This window comes from Methyloparacoccus murrellii, assembly GCF_054657115.1.
In genome coordinates this window covers 1-15,267 of the sequence record NZ_BAAHXD010000039.1, presented here as the reverse complement: position 1 = coordinate 15,267, position 15,267 = coordinate 1, and the positions used below count along the sequence as shown (strand labels likewise).

The window sequence follows — 15,267 nt, the reverse complement described above, 5'->3', positions numbered from 1 at the left end:
ACTTGCCTTATCTATTTGTGTCATTCGTGTTATGTTCTCCCTCCGGGGGAGTTCAGGTATTCAGGGTATGAGTGGAAACAGGTCGATATGTGCCCAAGGCATTGGGCCCGGACGGGGTGGCCGATGCGGCTGATGGCTAGGGTAGGCCGTTTCCTGGCCCTGCCGGCGACCGAGCGCCGGCTTTTTCTTGAGGCCCTGCTGCTTGCAGCCCTGATGCGGGGCGTATTGCCATGGTTCCGGTTTCAGCGGCTCTGGTCGACGCTGGTCGGGCTGGGGCTGATGCGGACCCGCCGCCGGGAGCCGTCGGCGCTGCCCCCCGAGCAGATCGGCCGGGCCGTCGCCCGGGCGGGCCGGTGCGTGCCCGGCGCGACCTGTCTGGTGCAGGCCCTGGCGGGCATGGCGCTGCTGGCCCGGCAAGGCTATCCCGCAACGCTCTGCATCGGCGTGACCAAGCGGGACGAGGCATTCGGCGCCCATGCCTGGGTGGAATGCGACGGCCGCTCGGTCGTCGGCGTCCAGGCGCACTTCACGCCCCTGTATAGTCTCAACCTGGGGCAGGCCGTTACATGAGCGGCGTGGTGGGCCTTTGGCATCTGGATGGGCGACCTGTCGACCGCGCCGAACTGGCGCGCATGACGGAGGCGCTGGCGCACCGCGGCCCGGACGGCTCCGGCGTCTGGCTGGACGCAGCGCTGGGTTTCGGGCACCGGATGCTGTGGACCACGCCGGAATCCCTGCGCGAAAAATTGCCATTGGCCGATGCCAGTGGCCGGTTCGTGATAACGGCGGATGCCCGCATCGACAATCGCGAGGAACTGGCACGCCAGCTCGATCTGCGGCTCACCCCCGAACTCGGTGACAGCGCCCTGATTCTGGCGGCCTACGAGAAATGGGGCGAACAGTGCCCGGGAAAGCTGGTGGGCGACTTCGCCTTTGCCGTCTGGGACCGGCAGACGCGCACGCTGTTCGCCGCCCGCGACCGGATCGGCATCAAGCCGGTCTATTACCACTATCGGGAAGGGCAGGTGTTCGCCTTCGCTTCCGAAATCGCCCCGCTGTTTCAGGCGGCCGACCTGGAAAAACAGCCCGAGCAGGATGCCATTCGGGAAATTCTCGCCACCTTCGCGATTGCCCACGGCCGTACCTTGTTCAAGGGTGTCCGGCGCTTGCCGCCGGCTTCCACCCTGACGCTGCGCGACGGCAACCTCGGCGTCCGCCGGTATTGGGAGCCCAGCGCGGGACAGGGGCGGCGCAAGCCCGATCTGGCGGGACACACGGAGGAATTCCGCCATCTCTTCGGCGAAGCCGTCAGGGCGCAGACCCGCAGCGCCTATCCCATCGGGTGCCTGCTGAGCGGCGGGTTGGATTCCACCTCGGTTCTCTGCGTGGCCGCCCGCCTCATCCCGGACAAGGCGCGGCTGAGCAGTTATTCCATGGTTTTCGACCGGCTGCCCTGCGACGAGCGTGAGTACATCGAACCGACGGTTCGAAAGGCCGGCGTGGAGAGCGTCTTCACCGTGGCGGACGCGACACCGGTCGAAGGCTGGGAAGGGCTGATAGCCTGTCATGCGGCGCTTCCGGATTGGCCGATTCAGGGTCTGCCGATACAGTCTTTCTGGCCATTGCTGGATGCAGCCAAGGCGCGCGGGGTGAGGGTCATGCTCACCGGCGTCGGCGGTGATGTCATGACCCAGGGCAGCCCCTATTACCTGGCCGACCTGCTGACCTCGGGGCGTTGGCTCGCGTTGGCGAAGGAGTTGCAACGGTATCGTTTCTCGCCCCACGTACTGTGGTTCTGGATGCTGGAGGCCGTCCTGCCCGAATGGGCGTGCAGGCTGGGGAGACAATTCAATGATCGGGTGCGTGGGCCGTCGGAGGCTTCGTTCTTTTTAGGCGGCAAGGAGCAGGCTGCCTGGATGGAAGGACAGCAGTTGCCGCGGAAGGGTTTCCCCTCGGCCAGCGCATGGCATGAAGCCGGCGTCGTGGTCAATCCAAGAATCAGCTTGGTCTTTGAAGATAGTTGGGAGATACTGGGCCAGCGCGGTGGACTGGAATTTCGCCACCCTTTTTATGACGCCAGACTGGTGGAGTTTCTTCTGTCGGTTCCGTCCGAGGAAAAAAGGCGGCAGGGGACGACCAAATATCTGTTGCGCGAGGCGATGAAGAGCGTATTGCCGGAAGACTTACGGCGGCGCACGGGCAAGGCGGAATTCTCGCCCATGATCGCCTCGAGGCTCGATTCCATGATATTCGATCCGGGTTCCCTCACCCTCGCCCGGAGCGGAGTGATTTCGGCAAGCAGGGTGGCAGACGTAGTGGCGCGCCGCGCCGCCCAGCCCTCGCCGCTGAGCGCGCTGGTTTTGTGGCAACTGGCGGTGCTGGAAACCTGGTATCGCCTTCATTTCAAACCTATATTTGGAGACCAACCATGAACGCATCCGATCAGTACGACGAAACCCGCCCCGGCGGCAAGACCTCGAAGAAGCCTTACACGGCGCCGATATTGAGCGAATACGGGGGGATGACTGGCTTGACGCAAGGAGAGCTACTTACTTTGCTCACAGCAGTAGCAACAATAACACCTTTAACTGTTACCTTGCTTGATCCAGGCTAATTTGTCATTTATGCGCTACTCTGCCTATGGTGCTTGTATCGAGTCGGAAATACCATTCATGGGTTTGCCTGTCTATTCTGACCAGTCATTCAGCACAATAAGGTTTAAATTGGGTTGTATCCACCACGCCCCGTCGAAACCGAAAGATATGGCAAAGCCGCCCAAGGGGTGGGTCAACATTACTTTCTTGGGGGGGGCATGGTCGCCTGTTATACACATCGATGAGGTAGGGGAGTTCCATCTATGCCCCGAGGAATCGGGGATTTGCTGTCGGCTGATGCCAGGCACTCCCCTGGAGAGAGTGCGTTACTGGCTCATGCACTATGTGCTCCCGGTCTATCTGCTGTTGGACCCGCGATTCGAGTTTTTGCACGGTTCGGCGGTGGATATCGGGGGCAAAGGCGTGGCCTTCCTTGCCGACGCCATGGGGGGTAAATCCACGCTGGCCGATTTCTTTATCCAGCAGGGCCATGATCTGCTGACCGACGATCAGTTGGGTATCGTTCAAGCTCAAGGGGATAAGCTTCTGGCACTGCCTAGCGTGCCCTTCGTCCGCCCTTACCGGGAGTTCGAGGACCTCGGCCATCCGGTCGAGCGATTCGCTGCTCAGCCCTTGCCTCTACGAGCTATCTACTTGCTGGAACTGGCCGAAGGACCAGCGCAGGTCATACCGCTCACGGGGTTGCCGGTGGTCATGGCGCTCACGAAAAACCGCCGGCTGGTAATGTCGAAGAAGCAAGCGGATTTGGCAAAGGCCCGTTTTTCCTGCCTTGCCAAACTGGCCGCCACGGTTCCCGTGGCCAAACTCCGTGTCCCGCGCGATCTGTCGCGCTTGCCGGAAGTGTACGAAACCATCCTAGCTCACCTTGGAGAACCCTATGATTCGTTATGATACGGTTGGTTTATCCTACACGCGAACTTGCCCCCTGTCCTGTGGGCACTGCATCACGGAATCCTCACCCAAAGTCCAGGGCCACATGGGACTGGAGCAAGCCAGCGAATACCTGAAAGTAATCCCGCGTTTCAGCCCTAATGTTTGCTTCACCGGCGGCGAACCCATGCTGTATTACCGGGATATCCTGGAACTCGTTTCCCAGGCGCGGGATTTGGGGCTGCAAACGTCACTCGTCACCGGCGCCGGTTGGGTGCGCGGCGAGGGTTCGACGCGAGCGCGCATGATGGCGCTGGCCGAGGCCGGGCTTCATCATGTCTGTATCTCCTGGGACCGGTATCATGAGGACTTCTCAGCGCGGGAGCGGCCCCTGCGGCTGGCGCGTCTCGCGATCGAAGCCGGAATCGGCGTCGCCGTGCGCGTTGTGACCATCACGGAAGAGCAGAAGGAAGCCTATCACGCCATGTTCGATGGCCTGCCCGTCTATTTGCAGTCGCAGGCCCCCGTGAGACTGGGACGGGCCACGTCGCTACCGGCAGAGCATTTCACTTTCATGGACGAACCTCCCGAGGGCGTTTGCGCCGTTATTCTCACCCCGGTCATCGAAGCCGATGGCACCGTCTATGCCTGTTGCGGCCCTTCGTATTACGCCGGGAAGTCCTCGCCCTTGCGGCTGGGCAATACCTGCGAGGAACCGTTGGAGGACATACTTGTGCGAGCCAGGCAGGATCCCCTCTTGGAGATGATTCTCGTCACGGGGCCGCATGGCCTCTACCGACTGCTCAAGGATCATCCCGTGGGGCGGGAGCGCTTCAAGGCCCGTCCGGCCTATACGGGTATCTGCGAGCTGTGCATGGACATTACCAACGATCCCGAACTGGTGACCGCGGCGCGCGAACGGCTCGCGGATCTCGACGCCCAGCGCTTGCGCGTGGCATCCCAGTTGTGGATGAATCACAAGCTGATGCCGGAATTCCGGAAGAAACAATTCAGCATGAAACAGATGGAGCCGGAAGCATGATGGAGGAAACGGGTTTGTTAAGCGACAGGACGATTGCGATACCGGAGCCGGTGGTTTTCGAGAAAGTCGGCGAGGAAACCGTTTTGCTGAACCTGGATACCGGATTCTATTATGGGCTCAATCCGGTGGGCAGCCATTTCTGGGAACTGCTCGTCGCCACGAAAAACCCCGCCAGCGTGCTGGCCTCCATGCGGGAGGAATACGAGGTGGAGGGCGAGGTGCTCGAACGGGATCTGGCGAATCTGATCCGCGAATTGGCCGAGAAAAAGCTCATCGAAATCGAATAGCCTTTTCCGGAGGCGATATCCGTTTTCCTGCCGGGATGGCGAGTCGCTGGTGCCGACCGCCCGGGGCGATGGCATGTTAAGCCGTCTCCGGCAGTTGCGCCGATCCGTGCAACTGGTCTGGCAGAGCAGCCCCCGCTCCACGCTCGTCCATGCGGGGCTGATGGCGCTGCTGGGATTGCTGCCGGTGGCGGGGCTGTATCTGCTCAAGCTCATCATCGATGTCGTCACCCTGCAGGCGGCGGGGGACGGCGATTGGCATCGGCTGGCCATCCTGCTAGCCGGCGCGGCCGGCCTGGCGGTGCTCATCGATGCGCTGCGGGCGCTGGACAGCCATGTCACCGAGGTCCAGTCGCAGCAGGTGACCGATCACGTTCAGACGCTGCTGCATCGGCAGGCCATTCGTCTGGACCTCGGCTATTACGAAAATCCCGAGTTTCAGGACACTCTGCACCGCGCCCAATCGGAAGCGCCGTACCGGCCGGCCCTGATCGTCAACCGGCTGATCGGCCTGTTACAGAGCCTGATTTCCCTGGCCGCCATCGCGGCCTTGCTGCTCGCCTTTCATGGGGCGTTGACGCTGGGGTTGCTGCTCTTGATGCTGCCGATCCTGCTGGTGCGCCTGCGCCACACGCGGCGTCAGCACCGGAACTGGCACGACTCGACCGAGCGGCAGCGCCGGGCCCACTATCTGAGCCAGCTGCTGAATCTCCAGGACCATGCCAAGGAGGTGCGCCTGTTCGGCCTGGGGCCGTATCTCCATCAGCGCTGGGCGCGGCTGCGGCAGTTCATTCGCCACGAGCGTCTGACGTTGTCGCGCGAGCGGGCGCTGGGGGAGGCGCTCACGCAGGCGGGCGCTTCGCTGGGCACCCATGGGGCTTTGGCCTTCTTGGCGTTCCAGACCTGGCAGGGCGCGCTCACGGTGGGCGATATGGTGATCTATTACCAGGCCCTGCAGCGCGGCCAGGGGCTCCTGCGCGAGCTGTTCACCAACGTGTCGGGGCTCTACGAGAACGCCCTGTTCCTGTCGAATTTCTACGAGTTTCTCTTGCTTGAACCGGTGGTGAAGGAGCCGGCGGCGCCGCAATCGCCACCGCAGCCCCTGCGCGGAGACATCCGCTTCGAGGGCGTGGCGTTCCGCTATCCGCATGGCGCGCACCCCGTCCTGAAACAGGTGGACCTGACCATCCATGCCGGCGAGACAGTGGCCCTGGTCGGTCAGAACGGCGCCGGCAAGACAACGCTGATCAAATTGCTGTGCCGCTTGTATGACCCGACGGCAGGGCGCATCACGGTGGACGGCATCGACCTCCGGGCCTTTGCGAGCGCCGAATGGCGGCAGCAAATCGGCGTTGTGTTCCAGGACTATGGCCGCTATCAGTTCACCGCCCGCGACAACATCGGCTTCGGTGACCTCTCGGCGCTGGACGCGCAGGAGCGCATCGAGCAGGCGGCCAGGGTCGGCGGTGCGGCCGGCGTGATCGCCGATTTACCGCAAGGCTACGAGACTCAACTGGGGACGCAGTTTGCCGGTGGTCAGGAGCTCAGCATCGGTCAGTGGCAGCGCATCGCGATTGCCCGGGCTGCCTTGCGCTCCGCCGGCATTGTCATTCTGGACGAACCTACCAGCGCCCTGGATCCGGAGGCGGAGGCCGAGGTGCTGGAGCGTTTCCGGCAACTCGCGGCGGGCCGGACGGCGGTACTGATCAGCCATCGTCTGTCCACGGCCCGGCTGGCCGACCGGATCATCGTGCTCGAGGATGGCCGCGTCAGCGAGGCCGGTACCCATGAGGCGCTGCTGGCGCGGGATGGCGCCTATGCCGCCATGTTCAGGGCGCAGGCCAGGCACTATCAGCCGCCCTGAAGGCGCCGGGCTATCCTGCGTCAAGCCCTGTCGGCGCGTGCATCCAGGTGGGCGTAGGGCGGCAGGGTTCTCAGCCGGGGATCCTCCCGATGCCTGCCGACGGTGAAATGGTAGAGGCTCTGGTAGCGGGTGTCGCCCAGTCCCAGCAGCGCATGCACGCCGTCGTCGAAGAAGCAGCCGATGCCGGTACCGCGTACCCCGGCCAGTTCGGCTTCCAGATACAGCGCCTGGCCGATGAGGCCGCATTCCCAGAACAGCCGCCGGTATTGCCAGGCGCCGTCGGCCAGCGCCGCGTCGAATTCCGCCAGCATGCCCAGGCTGAAGGCGCCGTCGCTGGCGATGTCCTGATGGCAGGCGAGGCGTTGGGCCAGGCTGCCGCAAGGTCCGGCGGCCAGGCGCAGCCCGTCCGGCGTGTCCGGCACGGCCGCCCATTCGAATTCGGGCCGCAGGGCGGCGCGTAGCGGCGCCTCGGCATCGGCCCGCCGTGGGCAGAGGTACAGGCCGGGCGCCAGCCCCTCAACCCGGTGCACGAACAGCAGCAGGTGAACGCGCGGCGGCTAGGTCCAGACATCCAGCGGCGGCTGCGCGCCGGGCAGGGTGGCCGCGAGCAGTGTCCACAGCGTCTGTCGCGAGATGGCGGTGATGCCATCGAAGGCCTGGGCGCTGCGGCGCTGCTGCAGGATGTCCCAGGCCGGCACGTCGGTCGGCGCTGCGGTTGCCATTGGCGTCCGCTCGACTGGCAGCACGGCGGCTGGCGCCCTGGCCAGCGGGCGCGTGCGAGGCTTGCGCGTGGCCGCGTGGACTGTCTCGATCAGCGGCCAGTCGTGCCGATGCGCGGGACTCAGCCGGTTGGCGTGCCCCATCCAGGTTCCGGCCGCCGCGGCATCCAGCAGCGGGTCGATGGCCGGCGCCGGTCCGGCCCCGGGGCCGACCCGGCACAGGAGGTCGGCGGCCTCGCGCTCGGCGTCGGCAAAATCGCCGTCGCGGTCCAGTCCCAGCAGGCGGGCGATGTCCCCATCGCCCCAGTCGTCCAGCAGCCGCACCTGCCAGCCCAGCAGGCCGGCCGCCATCCGCAGCGCCGCCAGGGCGTGGCCGATGTCATGCTGGCAGTAGCGGAACGCGCGCTCCCCGTATTTCCAGGCCTCCCGCCAGTGCACGGCGCTGAGGCCGATCAGGCAGCCGTCCAGCGGCAGCGCCGCGCGGCACCGTTGCTCCAGCGCGTGATCATAGGGCCGGTAGTGGTAGACACCGGCCGCCAGCTCCGGCTGGCCCGGTCCCAGCGCCACGTAGGCCTCGGTCGGATGCAGGTTGCCGCTCGACGGATTGCAGCGCAGCGCCCAGCGCGACCCCGGGATTTCCTTCCACGCGGACAGCCCGAAGGCACCCTGCAGCAGGCTGCCGAGGGTGTCCGGATTCAGCGGACAGGCGGCGATGGCCCCCGGTATGTGCAGGTCGGCCCAGCTGGCCCGGCACCGATCGCCCGTGGCCAGGGGCAGGGGGACGAGCGGTGCGCCACGGAAGGTCCGGAAAGGGTCCGGCTGCGTCTCCCAGTCGAGAAACCCCGGCCCCGGCGCATAGGCCTCGAAGCGGTGCTTGCTGCGGTCGTGGTAGCGGCGGGCGATATCGGGAGCGTTGTGGGTGTTCATGCGCAGCCAGGCGTGGGGGAAGCGACGTCGGAGCGAAGGATATGCCAGCGCCGGTGCGGGTGCTCTGCGGGCCATGGCAGTGCTCCTGCGGGATGCAGTGCCGAACAGGTCGGCGCTATCAGGTTGATTCATCCCCACGGGCGTGGGGAACGCTTGGCCACCGTTACCGCTTTGTCCGCATCAGCCTGGAGGGTGATCGTATATTCACCTGCCGGCGATGCGGAAAGCTGTGGTGCTGTTGAGGGCCGCAAGCGTCACATCTGGTCGAGCCTGTAACACGTCTCTTCGCCAGACTCGTGGGTTAGATAGCGGTCAAGCAGCGTGCGAATGCAGCCTGGCGCATATTTGCCGGACAGGAACTCACCCAGCCCCTCGATGCTGCCATCCCATATCACGTGGCCATTCTCTTTGGCGTTCAGGCTGATCGTGACGACATCGTTATATTCTTCCTCAATGTTCGAGTGGAAGAATCGGTAACTGACGCGCGATCCCGTTTGTTTGTTGCCGCGATAAGCGTCAACCAGCATCGTCACTTGCCCACCCTTCGGGACATACTTGAAGCCTTCGCGCTTCAGCATGGCTTGAACAACCTTTTCCGTATTCTGTGCCAGTGCGCTTGCCTCTTTTGGCGTTTCCGTGCTTATCGTTTTGGTCTTCATCATCCCGGCGGCTGGCGTTGTCTCGACGGCAAAGTTTGCATATGGCCGCACACAGGCGGATAGCGACAAGGCGGCCAGCAACATGACAGTGTTTTTCATTTCGTTTCTCCAATAAAAGCCGCCCGAAGGCGGCGATATCGTCAGGCGGCGAACAAGTCCATCGTCTGCTTTGTGGCTGATTCAAGATTCCGGCAGGCAAGATCGTAGTAGGACGGCGGTTCATCCCCACGGGCGTGGGGAACGCGCCCAAACAGGGTCCGTACCGGCGGGCACGGTCGGTTCATCCCCACGGGCGTGGGGAACGCTGTTTGACGGCATTGCCAAAATCCATGGTCCACGGTTCATCCCCACGGGCGTGGGGAACGCACCAGCGTCGTGTTCGGCGGCGTGCCTGTTGCCGGTTCATCCCCACGGGCGTGGGGAACGCCGGCTGGTGCTGGCGCGTATCTCGACATTGATCGGTTCATCCCCACGGGCGTGGGGAACGCCCGCCCCGGACGGCTGGCTGTCACAGGGGGAGCGGTTCATCCCCACGGGCGTGGGGAACGCGACCGCTGCGCGGCCAACTTTTGGGATACGGCCGGTTCATCCCCACGGGCGTGGGGAACGCGCGCCAGGGGCTGGTGTTGGCAACGCAGGTGTCGGTTCATCCCCACGGGCGTGGGGAACGCTGCTTCCACGCCAGCTGCGCGACACGGTGGGCCGGTTCATCCCCACGGGCGTGGGGAACGCCCCACCAGGTCGAGCCCCAGAATCTCGCCGTACGGTTCATCCCCACGGGCGTGGGGAACGCACCATGTCAAGACAGAACATGATTTGCTTGATCGGTTCATCCCCACGGGCGTGGGGAACGCGATGCCGAGGATCGACGAGGCGCTGAGCCGACCGGTTCATCCCCACGGGCGTGGGGAACGCACTGGTAGGGTATTCGCCAGATAAGCCAGCGGCGGTTCATCCCCACGGGCGTGGGGAACGCTGGCACTGCACCTTCGGTCGGGTCTGAACTCGCGGTTCATCCCCACGGGCGTGGGGAACGCCTCCAGAAGGATTCCGACATCCTTGCTTCGAGCGGTTCATCCCCACGGGCGTGGGGAACGCATCTGCCAGGCTGACCCTATCGTGACGGGAATCGGTTCATCCCCACGGGCGTGGGGAACGCAGCTCCAGCTCCGGCTATGGCTACATCTACGGCGGTTCATCCCCACGGGCGTGGGGAACGCTGGGTAAAAGACAGCCGCGTCGTTCCGAACGCCGGTTCATCCCCACGGGCGTGGGGAACGCGGATAGTTGTTGTGCAGGAGCCTACCCGCAGCCGGTTCATCCCCACGGGCGTGGGGAACGCTGTTTGATTGGGACCGGCTTTGCCGAAATAGGCGGTTCATCCCCACGGGCGTGGGGAACGCAGCAGCAACGATTTGGCGTAGTCGGCGATGCCCGGTTCATCCCCACGGGCGTGGGGAACGCCTGAAAAAGCCAGCTTAAATATAACCAAACACCGGTTCATCCCCACGGGCGTGGGGAACGCGCATGGATCACGGGCGGCCCGATCAACATGACCGGTTCATCCCCACGGGCGTGGGGAACGCGGCGCGGGCTTTCACCATCTCTTTGATGGCGTCGGTTCATCCCCACGGGCGTGGGGAACGCTTGAGAGCCGCCTCATCGGCTTTCTGCCGCGCCGGTTCATCCCCACGGGCGTGGGGAACGCCGCATCCGACTGCGCCTTGGCCGAGACAAACGCGGTTCATCCCCACGGGCGTGGGGAACGCCCGACAAGATCGACGCCAAGAAGATCGCCGTACGGTTCATCCCCACGGGCGTGGGGAACGCGGTTTCATGCTCAACGGTAGCTAGCACATAGGCGGTTCATCCCCACGGGCGTGGGGAACGCCGCTCCAGCTCTGCCGATGCGCCACGGACGGCCGGTTCATCCCCACGGGCGTGGGGAACGCGAACTGATGCGCGTCGATAGCGGCCTGAAGCGCGGTTCATCCCCACGGGCGTGGGGAACGCCTGCACCTGACGCGCGGTGATGTCAAGCGCCTCGGTTCATCCCCACGGGCGTGGGGAACGCGAGTCGTCCAATTCCCGGAAGACGACATTGGCCGGTTCATCCCCACGGGCGTGGGGAACGCTTTTCCTTGACCAATTCCGCCTTCTCCCGCGCCGGTTCATCCCCACGGGCGTGGGGAACGCATCATACTGCCGCCGCGATTCGGCCAGACGCGCGGTTCATCCCCACGGGCGTGGGGAACGCCTGGCCGAGATTGGTGGCCCAGTCCTTCTGGGCGGTTCATCCCCACGGGCGTGGGGAACGCGTACCGCGCCAGAGCGGGCCTGTCAGGCTTCACGGTTCATCCCCACGGGCGTGGGGAACGCGATGTAGCGGTATTCTCGGGCATCGATTGCGGCGGTTCATCCCCACGGGCGTGGGGAACGCGATCAGCTTGTCGAGATGGATCGTGTTGATGTCGGTTCATCCCCACGGGCGTGGGGAACGCCGCGCCGTGTCGTGGACCAGACGGAAGGATTGCGGTTCATCCCCACGGGCGTGGGGAACGCGTTGCCGCCGTAGCTGACAGCGCTCCACATGTACGGTTCATCCCCACGGGCGTGGGGAACGCCTATCAATGGCAGCAATGTCACAATCACAAATCGGTTCATCCCCACGGGCGTGGGGAACGCGGAACGCTATCCGTATCAGCGCGGAAGAGGCTCGGTTCATCCCCACGGGCGTGGGGAACGCGCTTCATGCCCGGCCTGAATGCGTTCCAGCAACGGTTCATCCCCACGGGCGTGGGGAACGCTGACCGACCAGATCCTGGACTTCTAGCGCGGGCGGTTCATCCCCACGGGCGTGGGGAACGCCAGGGCAAGGCCGGTCAAGATGTGCATTGTTGCGGTTCATCCCCACGGGCGTGGGGAACGCACGGCTGCAACAGCCCGCTGGGCCTCGGTGAGCGGTTCATCCCCACGGGCGTGGGGAACGCCTCGCGGGCGTCCTCGACCCAGGTTTTGAACGCGGTTCATCCCCACGGGCGTGGGGAACGCTGCCCGTAGAAAGCGTCTCCGCGATTGGAGAGCGGTTCATCCCCACGGGCGTGGGGAACGCTCGCTAAGATCGGCGATGGCCTGCTGGGTGCGCGGTTCATCCCCACGGGCGTGGGGAACGCCTGGAGATCGCGTAGCGCCTCCATTTCAGCGGCGGTTCATCCCCACGGGCGTGGGGAACGCTGGACGAAGCGACCATGCACATCTGGACCGGCCGGTTCATCCCCACGGGCGTGGGGAACGCACCAGGATATTGCCTGGATTGCCGGCAAACTCCGGTTCATCCCCACGGGCGTGGGGAACGCGGCCCTCAGCGCGGCCAATTCGGTCTGCATGGCGGTTCATCCCCACGGGCGTGGGGAACGCCCGAGATGGCAGGCCTGAAAGACGCTGGCGCACGGTTCATCCCCACGGGCGTGGGGAACGCGCACATCGGTGCAGAGCATCGCGTCGGTTGAGCGGTTCATCCCCACGGGCGTGGGGAACGCGGTTTTTATTTCAAGTTTGATGGTCATGCGTACGGTTCATCCCCACGGGCGTGGGGAACGCCTGCACCTGACGCGCGGTGATGTCCAGGGCCTCGGTTCATCCCCACGGGCGTGGGGAACGCCTGATGGGCCTTCGTGGCGAGTAGCGCATGGCCGGTTCATCCCCACGGGCGTGGGGAACGCTCGACGGCTCCTGCATTGACTTGGTAAATCAGCGGTTCATCCCCACGGGCGTGGGGAACGCACCAATCGTAACCGATTGTCAGGGAAGGAAAAAAACAGCGCGGCGCGGGGTACCCGCTTTTGAAGGCTGGGCGCCATTCCGGAACCCTTGGCAGATCAATGGGTTGCATTTTGTCAAAGAGCACGGTGGCGGTTCCACCGGCAACGGTTCAGGAGGAGCCATTGAGCGGGGGTTCGGGCGGGTAAAAGGAGACGAGCTTGAGCCCGTCCAACTCGACCGGCATGCGCCGGTTCTTGCCCAAGGTGACGAAATCGAAGCCTGATTCGGTATTGGTGGACCAGACCATGACGGCGTTGCCCTCGCCCAGACCCTGCTCGACCTGGCTCCAGATCATCTCGCGCACGCGCCGCGACAGGTCACCCACATAAACGCCGGCGCGGACTTCCACCAGCCAGATGCCCAGGCGGCCGCGCAGCCGGGGCGGGACATTCTCAACCACGATGACCAGCATCGCCCAGGGACTCCGGGTTGGGGATGGCGGGGCCGACGGCGTCTTCCGGCGGGGCAGGTGGCTCCAGTCCGCCCGCGCTCAGCACGTCCTCGATCAGGGGAATGATCTTCTCCAGCAGGCGGGTCTTGCGGAACATGTCGCGGCAGGCCAGCCGGACCTCGCGCTCGGGCTCGGCCGGGTCACGCGCGGCGACCTGGAAGGCAATGGGCGCCACTGACTCGAACTTGAACAGGTCGGCGATATCGTAGACGAACGACAGCGGCTTGCCGGTGTGGATGAAGCCGACCGCCGGCGCATAGCCCGCCGCCAGCATGGCGGCCTCGGTGATGCCGTAGAGACAGGCGGTGGCGGAACTCATGCAGCGGTTGGGCACGTCGCCGGACCCCCATTCCTGGGCATCGTAATCGCGGTGCTTCCAGACCACGCCATAGCGCCTGGCCAACAGTTCGTAGGTCTTGCGCACCCGCGCGCCTTCGATGCCGCGCAGTTGCTGCACGCTGCGTCGCTCGGGCGGCTTCTCGCCAAAGCGGATTTCGTACATCTTGCGCACGACTTTGAGTCGGGCGTCGTCATCCAGCGCCAGTCTGGCCTGGTACAGCAGCCGGTCGGAACGCGCCCCGCCGGGCTGGCCGGAGGCATAGAGCCGCACGCCGGCCTCGCCGACCCAGACCAGCAGGGTGCCGACCCGCGCCGCCAGCGCCGCCGCCCGGTGCGAGACGCGGGTACCGGGCTCCAGCATGATGCAGGCGATGGCGCCGACCGGGATGTGGGTGCGGACGCCGGTCTGGTCGACGACGACGAAGGCCCCGTCCAGAACGTCGATCTCGCCGCGCTCGATGAAGACGAGGGAGACGCGCTCCTTCATGGCGATGGGTTTGAGGGGAGGGAGCAGGTCGGTCATGAGGATGCGTCCGAGGCGGAAAGGGGGGATTCGCCGACCAGCCGCAGGGCGCTCTCGATCACCCCGTCGGCCAGGTAATACCCGGACGCCGCCAGGGCTGCCACCGAGGGCCCGATCTCCGATAACAACCTCGCGCGTTTGGCGAGCACCCGGATGCCCAGGGTGCCGACCACCGGCAAACCCAGGTGTCCCGCCAGTCTGCGCCCGGCCCGGTCGTCCATGACGATGCCCGCCGACAATTCGAGTGCCGCCGCGATGGCGCTGGCCTCGCCGGGGTCCACGGTCCAGGCGGGATGCGCCGGGGTGGGCCGCACTCCGAGTTGTCCAGCGCCGATGGCGGTCCGGATGGCCGTACATTCGCGCCGGACGCTACCGGCGCAGCACTCGGCCAGCACGGTCTCCGTCATCCATGCGCGGGAGAACAGGGCGGGTAGGAGATGCAGAGCGTCCAGTCTTGCCAAGGCGATCAGGGGGCCGGCGTCGGCGACGACGATTTCAACCGAAGGCTTCAATCTCTTGCTCCAGTTCGCCGGGCCGGGGCCGGGCGACCGGGATGCGCAGTTCGGCCAGCCGATCCATGAACTCGGCCAGGTCGAGCCCCGCCAGCCGCGCAGCTTGGCCCAGCGACAGGGTTTCCTCGTCGAACAGCTTCACCGCCAGGGCCAGGCCCACTCCGCCCCTCAGCAGGGCGTCGTCGAAGGGCACGGCCACGAACACTGGCGCACCGTCGCGGGTGACCAGGCACAGCCTGCCCGCCTCGGTGTCTTCGGCCAGTTCGCCGACATGTTCTGGCAGGTCGCGCAGGGAAAAGGTATGCATGGTGTCGCGTCTCCTGGATGTTGGGATCGGCAACACTCTAGGCCAGCCGCCGGACCAGGAGCAAACCACAGCCGAAGCTCTTGGCGGGGCCGATGCCGTTGCGAAGCTTGCCCCGCAAAATCTCCGGTGCCGTAACCTTGAGCAAGCCTTGGTACGTGACGGTCAATAGCTTGCCATGGTGCTGGCTCTTATCACGGAAGAACAGCGCTGGATGCGGCTGGACCGCCACGGATTCCACACTGGCGCAATCACCCAATCGGCCATTGAGCCAGGCGATTTGCTCTTCTTCAAGAAACAAGGGCTTTCGGCACTTGAATTCTCCCCGTTTGTTAG

15 protein-coding genes and 1 CRISPR repeat array are annotated in these 15,267 nt (G+C 64.9%); of the genes, 7 read left to right on the top strand and 8 right to left on the bottom strand.

The features are described from left to right. Nucleotides 1–132 precede the first annotated feature (132 nt). The 7 genes from ACYQ1H_RS11435 to ACYQ1H_RS11405 all read left to right on the top strand — a co-directional run bounded on the left by ACYQ1H_RS11435 (nt 133) and on the right by ACYQ1H_RS11405 (nt 6,675). On the top strand, nt 133–570 hold the full coding sequence (locus tag ACYQ1H_RS11435; protein ID WP_460028168.1) for a lasso peptide biosynthesis B2 protein: 438 nt from the start codon (nt 133–135) through the stop codon (nt 568–570). Continuing rightward, entirely contained in the window at nt 567–2,432 is a 1,866-nt protein-coding gene (locus ACYQ1H_RS11430; RefSeq protein WP_460028167.1) for an asparagine synthase-related protein, read from the top strand. The genes ACYQ1H_RS11435 and ACYQ1H_RS11430 overlap by 4 nt, the downstream gene beginning before the upstream one ends. Next, a complete protein-coding gene (locus ACYQ1H_RS11425) occupies nt 2,429–2,614 on the top strand; it encodes a hypothetical protein (protein WP_460028166.1) in 186 nt (61 codons plus the stop codon). Before ACYQ1H_RS11430 ends, ACYQ1H_RS11425 begins: the two co-directional genes overlap by 4 nt. A gap of 316 nt (nt 2,615–2,930) precedes the next feature. After that, nucleotides 2,931–3,506 carry a phosphoenolpyruvate carboxykinase (ATP) gene (locus ACYQ1H_RS11420; protein WP_460028165.1) on the top strand — a complete coding sequence of 192 codons (576 nt, stop codon included), beginning with the start codon at nt 2,931–2,933 and terminating at the stop codon, nt 3,504–3,506. Further along, nucleotides 3,481–4,527, top strand: a complete 1,047-nt coding sequence (locus ACYQ1H_RS11415; RefSeq protein WP_460028164.1) for a radical SAM/SPASM domain-containing protein — start codon at nt 3,481–3,483, stop codon at nt 4,525–4,527. Before ACYQ1H_RS11420 ends, ACYQ1H_RS11415 begins: the two co-directional genes overlap by 26 nt. After that, nucleotides 4,524–4,814: a PqqD family protein gene (locus ACYQ1H_RS11410; RefSeq protein WP_460028163.1), complete on the top strand. Its 291-nt coding sequence runs from the start codon at nt 4,524–4,526 to the stop codon at nt 4,812–4,814. Before ACYQ1H_RS11415 ends, ACYQ1H_RS11410 begins: the two co-directional genes overlap by 4 nt. Nucleotides 4,815–4,887: 73 nt before the next feature. Beyond that, nucleotides 4,888–6,675, top strand: coding sequence for an ABC transporter ATP-binding protein (locus tag ACYQ1H_RS11405; protein ID WP_460028162.1), 1,788 nt, complete (start codon nt 4,888–4,890; stop codon nt 6,673–6,675). Between the two features lie 20 nt (nt 6,676–6,695). Here ACYQ1H_RS11405 and ACYQ1H_RS11400 read toward each other — a convergent pair whose 3' ends face one another. From ACYQ1H_RS11400 to cas6e, 8 genes are all read right to left on the bottom strand, one after another. Beyond that, nucleotides 6,696–7,205, bottom strand: coding sequence for a nitroreductase family protein (locus ACYQ1H_RS11400; protein WP_460028161.1), 510 nt, complete (start codon nt 7,203–7,205; stop codon nt 6,696–6,698). Nucleotides 7,206–7,232: 27 nt separating this feature from the next. Further along, the gene (locus ACYQ1H_RS11395) at nt 7,233–8,396 is read right to left on the bottom strand and encodes a SagB/ThcOx family dehydrogenase (protein WP_460028160.1); all 1,164 of its coding nucleotides are present in this window, start codon (nt 8,394–8,396) and stop codon (nt 7,233–7,235) included. 179 nt (nt 8,397–8,575) lie between these two features. Further along, nucleotides 8,576–9,079, bottom strand: a complete 504-nt coding sequence (locus tag ACYQ1H_RS11390; RefSeq protein WP_460028159.1) for a hypothetical protein — start codon at nt 9,077–9,079, stop codon at nt 8,576–8,578. Between the two features lie 116 nt (nt 9,080–9,195). Then, a CRISPR array of direct repeats spans nt 9,196–12,763; the repeat unit is 29 nt; unit sequence CGGTTCATCCCCACGGGCGTGGGGAACGC. Between the two features lie 148 nt (nt 12,764–12,911). Then, complete coding sequence (cas2e, locus tag ACYQ1H_RS11385; protein ID WP_460028158.1) at nt 12,912–13,214, bottom strand: type I-E CRISPR-associated endoribonuclease Cas2e; 303 nt, start codon at nt 13,212–13,214, stop codon at nt 12,912–12,914. Beyond that, the gene (cas1e, locus tag ACYQ1H_RS11380; RefSeq protein WP_460028157.1) at nt 13,195–14,115 is read right to left on the bottom strand and encodes a type I-E CRISPR-associated endonuclease Cas1e; all 921 of its coding nucleotides are present in this window, start codon (nt 14,113–14,115) and stop codon (nt 13,195–13,197) included. Before cas1e ends, cas2e begins: the two co-directional genes overlap by 20 nt. After that, a complete protein-coding gene (locus tag ACYQ1H_RS11375) occupies nt 14,112–14,627 on the bottom strand; it encodes a PIN domain-containing protein (RefSeq protein WP_460028156.1) in 516 nt (171 codons plus the stop codon). The genes cas1e and ACYQ1H_RS11375 overlap by 4 nt, the downstream gene beginning before the upstream one ends. Continuing rightward, on the bottom strand, nt 14,611–14,934 hold the full coding sequence (locus ACYQ1H_RS11370; protein ID WP_460028155.1) for a UPF0175 family protein: 324 nt from the start codon (nt 14,932–14,934) through the stop codon (nt 14,611–14,613). Before ACYQ1H_RS11370 ends, ACYQ1H_RS11375 begins: the two co-directional genes overlap by 17 nt. Before the next feature lie 37 nt (nt 14,935–14,971). After that, nucleotides 14,972–15,267, bottom strand: a 296-nt coding sequence (gene cas6e / locus ACYQ1H_RS11365) for a type I-E CRISPR-associated protein Cas6/Cse3/CasE (RefSeq protein ID WP_460028154.1), incomplete at its 5' end; no start/stop codon positions are given.

Excerpts from the sequence above, each read along its gene's own strand:
- ACYQ1H_RS11370 (WP_460028155.1), bottom strand. The coding sequence starts at position 14,934 with ATGCATACCTTTTCCCTGCGCGACCTGCCAGAACATGTCGGCGAACTG.
- cas2e (WP_460028158.1), bottom strand. The coding sequence starts at position 13,214 with ATGCTGGTCATCGTGGTTGAGAATGTCCCGCCCCGGCTGCGCGGCCGC.
- ACYQ1H_RS11390 (WP_460028159.1), bottom strand. The coding sequence starts at position 9,079 with ATGAAAAACACTGTCATGTTGCTGGCCGCCTTGTCGCTATCCGCCTGT.
- ACYQ1H_RS11405 (WP_460028162.1), top strand. The coding sequence starts at position 4,888 with ATGTTAAGCCGTCTCCGGCAGTTGCGCCGATCCGTGCAACTGGTCTGG.
- ACYQ1H_RS11395 (WP_460028160.1), bottom strand. The coding sequence starts at position 8,396 with ATGGCCCGCAGAGCACCCGCACCGGCGCTGGCATATCCTTCGCTCCGA.
- ACYQ1H_RS11420 (WP_460028165.1), top strand. The coding sequence starts at position 2,931 with ATGCACTATGTGCTCCCGGTCTATCTGCTGTTGGACCCGCGATTCGAG.
- ACYQ1H_RS11410 (WP_460028163.1), top strand. The coding sequence starts at position 4,524 with ATGATGGAGGAAACGGGTTTGTTAAGCGACAGGACGATTGCGATACCG.
- ACYQ1H_RS11435 (WP_460028168.1), top strand. The coding sequence starts at position 133 with ATGGCTAGGGTAGGCCGTTTCCTGGCCCTGCCGGCGACCGAGCGCCGG.
- ACYQ1H_RS11430 (WP_460028167.1), top strand. The coding sequence starts at position 567 with ATGAGCGGCGTGGTGGGCCTTTGGCATCTGGATGGGCGACCTGTCGAC.
- ACYQ1H_RS11425 (WP_460028166.1), top strand. The coding sequence starts at position 2,429 with ATGAACGCATCCGATCAGTACGACGAAACCCGCCCCGGCGGCAAGACC.
- cas1e (WP_460028157.1), bottom strand. The coding sequence starts at position 14,115 with ATGACCGACCTGCTCCCTCCCCTCAAACCCATCGCCATGAAGGAGCGC.